At 44.3% G+C, this 6,485-nt stretch carries 13 protein-coding genes; 1 reads left to right on the top strand and 12 read right to left on the bottom strand.

Annotated elements, in window-relative coordinates; all coding sequences use genetic code 11:
- Positions 1-90: 90 nt before the first annotated feature.
- The 7 genes from U5J89_RS01845 to U5J89_RS01815 form a co-directional block, all read right to left on the bottom strand.
- Complete coding sequence (locus tag U5J89_RS01845; RefSeq protein WP_322573906.1) at positions 91-243, bottom strand: hypothetical protein; 153 nt, start codon at positions 241-243, stop codon at positions 91-93.
- A 55-nt stretch (positions 244-298) separates the two neighbouring features.
- Positions 299-622, bottom strand: coding sequence for a hypothetical protein (locus U5J89_RS01840; protein WP_322573905.1), 324 nt, complete (start codon positions 620-622; stop codon positions 299-301).
- Positions 623-1,096: 474 nt separating this feature from the next.
- Complete coding sequence (locus U5J89_RS01835) at positions 1,097-2,260, bottom strand: hypothetical protein (RefSeq protein WP_322573904.1); 1,164 nt, start codon at positions 2,258-2,260, stop codon at positions 1,097-1,099.
- A complete protein-coding gene (locus tag U5J89_RS01830) occupies positions 2,253-2,693 on the bottom strand; it encodes a hypothetical protein (RefSeq protein WP_322573903.1) in 441 nt (146 codons plus the stop codon). Before U5J89_RS01830 ends, U5J89_RS01835 begins: the two co-directional genes overlap by 8 nt.
- Before the next feature lie 141 nt (positions 2,694-2,834).
- A complete protein-coding gene (locus U5J89_RS01825) occupies positions 2,835-3,431 on the bottom strand; it encodes a hypothetical protein (RefSeq protein WP_322573902.1) in 597 nt (198 codons plus the stop codon).
- Between the two features lie 78 nt (positions 3,432-3,509).
- A complete protein-coding gene (locus tag U5J89_RS01820) occupies positions 3,510-4,163 on the bottom strand; it encodes a CHC2 zinc finger domain-containing protein (protein ID WP_322573901.1) in 654 nt (217 codons plus the stop codon).
- Positions 4,164-4,195: 32 nt separating this feature from the next.
- Positions 4,196-4,402: a DUF1737 domain-containing protein gene (locus U5J89_RS01815; protein WP_322573900.1), complete on the bottom strand. Its 207-nt coding sequence runs from the start codon at positions 4,400-4,402 to the stop codon at positions 4,196-4,198.
- A 181-nt stretch (positions 4,403-4,583) separates the two neighbouring features.
- Here U5J89_RS01815 and U5J89_RS01810 point away from each other — a divergent pair, with 181 nt between their 5' ends.
- Positions 4,584-4,778, top strand: a complete 195-nt coding sequence (locus U5J89_RS01810) for a hypothetical protein (RefSeq protein WP_322573899.1) — start codon at positions 4,584-4,586, stop codon at positions 4,776-4,778.
- Between the two features lie 13 nt (positions 4,779-4,791).
- On the opposite strand, the gene U5J89_RS01805 is transcribed toward U5J89_RS01810, so the two are convergent.
- The 5 genes from U5J89_RS01805 to U5J89_RS01785 all read right to left on the bottom strand — a co-directional run bounded on the left by U5J89_RS01805 (position 4,792) and on the right by U5J89_RS01785 (position 6,389).
- Complete coding sequence (locus U5J89_RS01805; protein ID WP_322573898.1) at positions 4,792-5,085, bottom strand: hypothetical protein; 294 nt, start codon at positions 5,083-5,085, stop codon at positions 4,792-4,794.
- A gap of 97 nt (positions 5,086-5,182) precedes the next feature.
- Positions 5,183-5,452, bottom strand: coding sequence for a hypothetical protein (locus U5J89_RS01800; RefSeq protein ID WP_322573897.1), 270 nt, complete (start codon positions 5,450-5,452; stop codon positions 5,183-5,185).
- Complete coding sequence (locus U5J89_RS01795) at positions 5,449-5,880, bottom strand: hypothetical protein (protein WP_322573896.1); 432 nt, start codon at positions 5,878-5,880, stop codon at positions 5,449-5,451. Before U5J89_RS01795 ends, U5J89_RS01800 begins: the two co-directional genes overlap by 4 nt.
- 79 nt (positions 5,881-5,959) lie before the next feature.
- Positions 5,960-6,220, bottom strand: coding sequence for a hypothetical protein (locus tag U5J89_RS01790; protein WP_322573895.1), 261 nt, complete (start codon positions 6,218-6,220; stop codon positions 5,960-5,962).
- The gene (locus tag U5J89_RS01785) at positions 6,213-6,389 is read right to left on the bottom strand and encodes a hypothetical protein (RefSeq protein ID WP_322573894.1); all 177 of its coding nucleotides are present in this window, start codon (positions 6,387-6,389) and stop codon (positions 6,213-6,215) included. Before U5J89_RS01785 ends, U5J89_RS01790 begins: the two co-directional genes overlap by 8 nt.
- Positions 6,390-6,485 lie beyond the last annotated feature (96 nt).

Here is a 6,485-nt window from a genome sequence, read left to right as displayed (position 1 = left end):
CCACCAGCTTACGTTTTATCCGGGCAATCACTTTATCAACCTCTTTTTGCGTACTACCAAATGAGCATTCTTCTTTGCGGTAGTTTTTGGCTACGGGCTTGGGATTAAGTAGCGGCCGGACACAGTCAAAGAATAGGCACGTCCCATACCTAATTTTTTCTCGACATAAGCTTGGGCCTCTCCAATGGTAAATACTTTCATGTTTACCAATTCTTCCTCGGTGTATTTTTTATCTATAGCCATCGTATTTTTATTCTTTTTATTTGCCGTTTGAAATGAGGGTAATAGTTTATTGAGCCTACTTTTTGGAAAGTTCTTGTTTTATTTCGCGCCATAAAATGACGAGCCGCTGACCAGGGTGCATTTCTTTGGGTACTACGAGGCCATGCTGCCAAACTGCACTGCAGCCGGTACACTTCATATATACATCACAGCGGTGGGGATTGCTGGAATAGGGGTTCTTACGGAGGAAATACACCCAATGCTTACAGAGTATTTTATCATGACTGCAAACAGGGCATTTAAGGTCAAAGGTGGGCAACGGTACGCGGTGGGATAGATCCCAATGCTCGCGGACGGTTGCCAGTACAGATTTACCGTTGAAGTCGGGGAATTGATACATGGATAATTGTCTTTATTGCAGTTTAAGAGATTCTGATAAGGAATTAAGTATTTAGCTATTCTGCCTAAATTAATTAGGCGGGATTTTGAAAAATATGGATCCCCTAAAATCGAGGTTTGGAAGTTTGGATCTTCTCGAAATACCGTAAAAATATGGGGTTACATGGTTTGAATGGACTTTTAGGAGTGGTTTGCTGACAAACCCTAAAAGTTTGTCCTTGTTGGGTGAATTCCGATAAGTATTAATAAATAATGGACTTAGGATGTTTAAGAATCCAAACTTTTGGCAAACTTCGCAGGTTTGAAAAGTTTGGATCACCGCAACAAAAGTTTGGGTAGGTTTGCCAAAAGTTTGCTTAAAAGTTTGTAATCAATAAGGTTTATACCTTTCTAAGCCTATTTTTGTACGATCCAAACTTCCAAACTTCACTTTTGGGTATTTTCTATAAAAAAGGTCATGGTTAAAAAATTTTAGTTAGAACGGTAGATCATCGTCTATATCAGTCTGTCTGCTATCGGCTGATTGGCCGTTGGTATCGGAGGTTTGCGGGGCTTGCTCATCGTCGGCCAACTGGGACAGTGCTGGTCCATATTCGTTGATGTGGAAGGCGTGCCGGAAGATCTCTTTCTTTGCGGCGTTCTTTATATAAAAGCCCTTCTGACTGGTAGACTTCATGGTTGTTTCCGGTGTCCAGTTCACAGTCTTTAGGGATCCGTCTTTACTTAGCTCACTCATTTTCCGGAGCTTGGCCTCCACGGTTTCCCGTCGGACTAAATCATCGGTACCGCGCTTGGCTTCCAGGTATTTATCCCAAACGGCTTTAGCCCATATTTTAAGGTGTCCGTCGTCGGTCCAATTAAAGTGCTGCTCGGTAATTTTGTTGGCTTGGATAAGGGTACCAATGGTTTCAAGGTAGTTGCTTAGTGGATCGTGCTGCGCGGCGGTTACGGCTGACTTAACAATTTGTGATTTCACAAACTGGTATAAATCGGCATCAAGTATGTCGGCAAGTTTATCAGCTATCTCTTTTTGGGTAGTACGCCGGTAGGTTTGGTTTTCTTCTTCCTCCAAGGATTGGCTTTGATGGGCTATGCCGGTTATTTGATTGCGGTACTCTTTATGAAGCCAGTGCCGGACGGTGATCAGTGCTGCAAATTGTGAAATTTGCCGGTCTTGTAGGATGGCATTGCCGCTGCGCTGCTTTAGCTCTTGTTTGACATCTTCTTTCAGCATCGAGCGTACGCGGTCCATATCCCAGCGAAAGGCCTTACGGTCAATCAGGTTATAATGCTGCATGAAACTCAACATCAGCAGTTGCAGCAGCTCTTTATCATTTTTAAGTGCTAAGACGTGCTTTTCCAGGCCGCGTTTTTCCTTGCTGTATTCCAGAATGATACAACGGCTCAACAGGTGATCGGTCTTGGGCTTAAAGTTGGAGCAAAACACCGGCATGGTTCGTACTTCTTTGCGTTCGGCTCCCCAACTGCCGTTTTTCTGAATGTTGGTCCGGCGCATTTTAAGTTCAAACCAACTGTTCCACGTTTGATCAGCGACGGCCGCATCTTTGCCTGGTACTTCGGGGACGTGTTCATCAATCCACAAGGGAATTTGGGATTTTTCTTCAATGGCCTCATCCACCGAACGGGGCGGGCGTGTTTAAACTGTCAAGGTAGTTTATGCCGTAGAAATCTAGAATCCGTTTTACAACTTCACCCTTACCAACGTTACCCTCTCCATAGAAATAGAGAAAAATAACGTGTTTATAATGGTCGTAGATATCCTCAAAAAACAGGTAGCTAAAAATATACCCGATAAGCAGCTTTCCCCACTGCCGGAATTCGCTTTGGCCGCCTACCATATTGCAAAAATGTTCTTCCACGTCGGCCAGTTCGCGTTCAAACCCTTCAGGGCTTAGCAGCTGTCGCATGGCCTTTTTATAGATCCCGTTTTGTGGAACGCCTAATTCGAAATGGGGCAAGTGAATGGCATCTTCGGGCGGTTTAACGTACTTGTTTTCACCTACAGGAAACGCGCCTTTTTGTTTGGCTATAAGTTCCCAGGGGCTTGTCATTCCGCTTGGGAAATTTGATGAGCACATTATCCGCTAAAAAATACTTTTGGTTCTCAAAGTAGATAAATCCGTAGTGGTTGTACTCCCTGAACGATCCGCGGCTGATAGTGGAGGTTCACATGAAACCAAAAGTCGCGCATATCATCCCGCCGGAGATTCTTTACCCGGAACAGGCCTTTCCCATACCGCCGACGAAAAATTGTCTTTGGTGTGCACGTCGCCGGGTTCCAGCTTAATATCTTTGGTAATGATGCGGCCAAACTTTTCTCTGCGCAGTGTGGCCTCATAATACAGCTCCCATTCCTGCTGCTTGATATCGTACTTTTCAATCACCGAATTAAGGATAATATCAAAGTCAGTTACTTCTTCGGTGCTGTCGTCGTCGGTCCGCTTTTTCCAGCAGTAGTTTTCCGGCTCCCGAAAATATTTAAGGTTCTCCTTTTCTACCTTTTGGCGTTCGTCCCAGCGGTTATACTCCACTTCGACGCGCATTTCAGCAGCATCTAAGCTGTCGCCGTTTTTGGCTGCGATATATTGTAAAAGGGGCCATTCTTTACTGCTTGAATCCGTGCAAACCCCCTCAATAAGATCAATGGTAAGGTCGTAATTGCCGTGATCCAGAAAGATGTTTTTCTGATTGTTAATGGTCTGATCGTGTGGGGACAGGTCTTGAAAGTCCATAAAATGTTCTTTCAAGTACCAGCGCCAAAAGTCAGGTTGAATAGCTGTTAAATCCATCCTATGAGTTATTCTTTTTCGTTAGATTTATCCCAATTCTTTGCTAAGTATTGTGTTTCAGTAGCTCGTGAAATACCGTTAGGTATTTGCGAGATAATTTTGATACATGCTGATCGTATTTTCGTTGTAGGGGGGAAGTGCTGAACGATAAATGATGCCCAGTGTTGGGGATCGTCTTTGGGCGTAATGGCAACCTTTATAGACAGGTTTTGCCGCGCTGCTATGGCCAGTGATTGGAATAGCTTTTTTTGTACGATCCCGGCAGATGATCGTAATATCATTGGTATATTTTGCCAGCAGCTGGGCTTGGTTGGATCCCCATTGTTTTACCAGCACGACATTATTGCGGCCGCTTTCTTGGAGTTCGTCCAGGATATCATCAGAAAAACAGACAATAGCCCGCTCTTCTTTCCGGATATGCCGTTTGGCCTTCCAAATGCTCGGGATCACTGCATTAGGCGGGGTATAGTTCTTTGGGGTTTCGGCTTTTTCTTCATTAATAATGATCCTCAACATTCCGGCCAGGTGCCGGATCGCCTCGATGAAGTCCAGGCCTTCCATCTTCATAATAAAATTCACCGCGTCCCCGCCTTCCCCGCAGCCAAAGCATTTATAAATACCTTTGCCCTCGGTTACGGAAAAGCTGGGTGTTTTTTCATCATGGAAGGGGCATTTGCCTTTATAGCTGTGGCCGGACCGCTTTAATTTGACGTACTTTTCCACCACGGCCACGATATCATCATTGGCGGTTTCTTTAATGCGGTCTATTTGGATTGGGGAATCATTCGGGTTAGCTTCTTCGTTTTATGGCTTCCTTCGTTTTTGTCTTTACCATCGGTTGAATGAAAAGCACTTTGAAAGAACTGGTAGCCGTGTGGTTGCCATCCTTCGTTAATGGCCTCATTTACTTTTACGTCCAATTCATCAGGATAGGAGGCCGAAAGGGTTTTGTAGTTTATTATTTTACTCATGGTTGTGTTCGTTATTGGTTAATAGTTATCAGTGGATAAAGATTGGTTGCCCTCCCAAACGGTGGTTTTTTTGCTTCTTCGGGGCTGAAAATGGCCGGTTCTTTCGGCTCCCGTAGCGGTCGTGGTTTTTACAAAAGGGGGCGCGGGGGAAAGGAGTTTAATTAGGAATTTTGAATCTTGAATGATTGAACCGTCAACCGTCGCATTTGCTCCGGTTAGTTTATCTGTTGAATATTTGACCGTTACGGGCATGAAACCTGCCAAGCGACTCAATACCCTTGATAGGGACAAAACTGCTAAAAATGACCTTAACGGCTCAAAAACGGCTTTCATATTTGGCCGTAGCGCGGCGATCTCGGAATGCGATATGGTATGATATGGGGGTAAAATCATTTACAGAACTTTTGTTCAAATTCTTCTATTTGGCTGGCCCAATTTTCAAACTGGGATGGGTTTTTGGCCGGTTCTATCTTCTCGATCTGATCAAGGTGATAGGTGTACCGATCCAGTGTCATTTTGGTAGGATAAATCTTACGCTTTCCCTTTTGAATGAGCGCAAGAAGCGCTTCGCGTTCCTCTTTGGTTAGCGGTACTTTTTCGTCGGGCTGACGGCTCTGTAATTTACGCCGTGCGGTATGCAGAACAGTAGGATCAATAGTGAGTTTAGGTATTGTCTTTGCCATCGTACGTTTTGTTTTATTGCAAATGAGAAGTCCCCGCGCCTGTCAAAGTCACGGTTCAAATAGGTAACTCCATGGGTGGATGGAGTGTAGGGTACAATTAGCTGGCAGTTTTTTTATGTCTCTTATCCGGGTAGTAATTCTTCACTTCCTTGCGCTTGACGACGCCGATCTTATTCAGGCTGTTGTCAAAAATCAGAAAGTCTAACATGTCGCTGGCTACTTCACGGCCTCGTTTGCGATAGGTCTTTTTATCATGTTGCAGTAAAATCAATCCTACATCTTCATAATTGACGGGGTACTTTTTGGCCGCGATTTTATGAACCTTATCCATTATAGTACTCGATACATAGGGTACGTTATTGGTCATTGTGCTACGGCTTTTTGCTGCGATTTAAGAGTGCGCTCGTAAGAAGAACCAGCATTATCTTTAATTACGATAAAGCCCATTTCTTGGCCCTCAACTAAAAACTTGCAGTTTTCGCCCGCTGTAATACGCTTCCACGTTGTATTATTAGCGGCCGCCTTGCGCTTGGCATTTTTCTTAGCTTTTTCATCGGCTGTAGTAATATCAACGCCGGTGATAATTGATTCGGTAGTTTGGCGCTTTCGTTTGTCATAATGGTATAGGCTGTAAGTGCTGTTTGGCATATTGTTGGTTGTTTTTTGGTTATTATTAATTCCGTGAATAAAGAAGCCCAGCGGCCATGTAAGGGGACCGGCCAAAGAACCGGCAATAAAAGCCGTTCGGGATGCAAGGGGGTTGCCATACCAGTGGTCGGATCTGCTTGATGCCACCAGCGTACCCCTAAGAATCCGACGATCCAGCAAAGCAGGTATAAGAGCAGGTAAAACATGATTTGAAATAAGGGCATGGCTATTCGGCTAATTTGTTATTGTCCAATCCTTTTTCGCAGCCCATGCAAACCGTTACCGGCATGTGTATAATTTGGGTTTTGCCGGTGGGGTTTTTGGGATGCACCTTAGACAATCGTCCCAATTTGATACCTTGATTGAAGTGCATACTGCCGCATTCGCATTCGATGAAGGTTACATCATCAGGGGAGATTTCAACCTCTTGTTTTTGTGGTTTTTGATTGTTGCCCTTATGGTTTTGCCAATTGGTTATGTTAGTCATAGCCTTGGGTGTTTCGGTTATCAATTTCGAATGATTTTATATTTTCGGTTTGCCGCTTCGGCATCTTACAAACCTCCTTCGATTCCTTCTGCCTTTTCGCCCGCTGCTGCAGCATCAATATTTCAGCCTTTTGGAGCTCGATATGGGCTTCCAACTCTTCTATCCGCATCTTTAGGCGGTCGTTTTTATGCGTGTACGCTGCTTATTTTCCTCTTTTAGCTCCCAGTTTTCGGTTTTAAGCTGGTCTTTGTCATAGCTTTATATT

Origin of the sequence: Fodinibius sp., assembly GCF_034521915.1 — a bacterium.
Lineage (GTDB): Bacteria > Bacteroidota > Rhodothermia > Balneolales > Balneolaceae > Fodinibius.
This window is presented reverse-complemented; position numbering and strand designations above follow the sequence as displayed.

Excerpts from the sequence above, each read along its gene's own strand:
- U5J89_RS01845 (WP_322573906.1), bottom strand. The coding sequence starts at position 243 with ATGGCTATAGATAAAAAATACACCGAGGAAGAATTGGTAAACATGAAA.
- U5J89_RS01840 (WP_322573905.1), bottom strand. The coding sequence starts at position 622 with ATGTATCAATTCCCCGACTTCAACGGTAAATCTGTACTGGCAACCGTC.
- U5J89_RS01830 (WP_322573903.1), bottom strand. The coding sequence starts at position 2,693 with ATGACAAGCCCCTGGGAACTTATAGCCAAACAAAAAGGCGCGTTTCCT.
- U5J89_RS01825 (WP_322573902.1), bottom strand. The coding sequence starts at position 3,431 with ATGGATTTAACAGCTATTCAACCTGACTTTTGGCGCTGGTACTTGAAA.
- U5J89_RS01815 (WP_322573900.1), bottom strand. The coding sequence starts at position 4,402 with ATGAGTAAAATAATAAACTACAAAACCCTTTCGGCCTCCTATCCTGAT.
- U5J89_RS01810 (WP_322573899.1), top strand. The coding sequence starts at position 4,584 with ATGATTGAACCGTCAACCGTCGCATTTGCTCCGGTTAGTTTATCTGTT.
- U5J89_RS01805 (WP_322573898.1), bottom strand. The coding sequence starts at position 5,085 with ATGGCAAAGACAATACCTAAACTCACTATTGATCCTACTGTTCTGCAT.
- U5J89_RS01800 (WP_322573897.1), bottom strand. The coding sequence starts at position 5,452 with ATGACCAATAACGTACCCTATGTATCGAGTACTATAATGGATAAGGTT.
- U5J89_RS01790 (WP_322573895.1), bottom strand. The coding sequence starts at position 6,220 with ATGACTAACATAACCAATTGGCAAAACCATAAGGGCAACAATCAAAAA.
- U5J89_RS01785 (WP_322573894.1), bottom strand. The coding sequence starts at position 6,389 with ATGCGGATAGAAGAGTTGGAAGCCCATATCGAGCTCCAAAAGGCTGAA.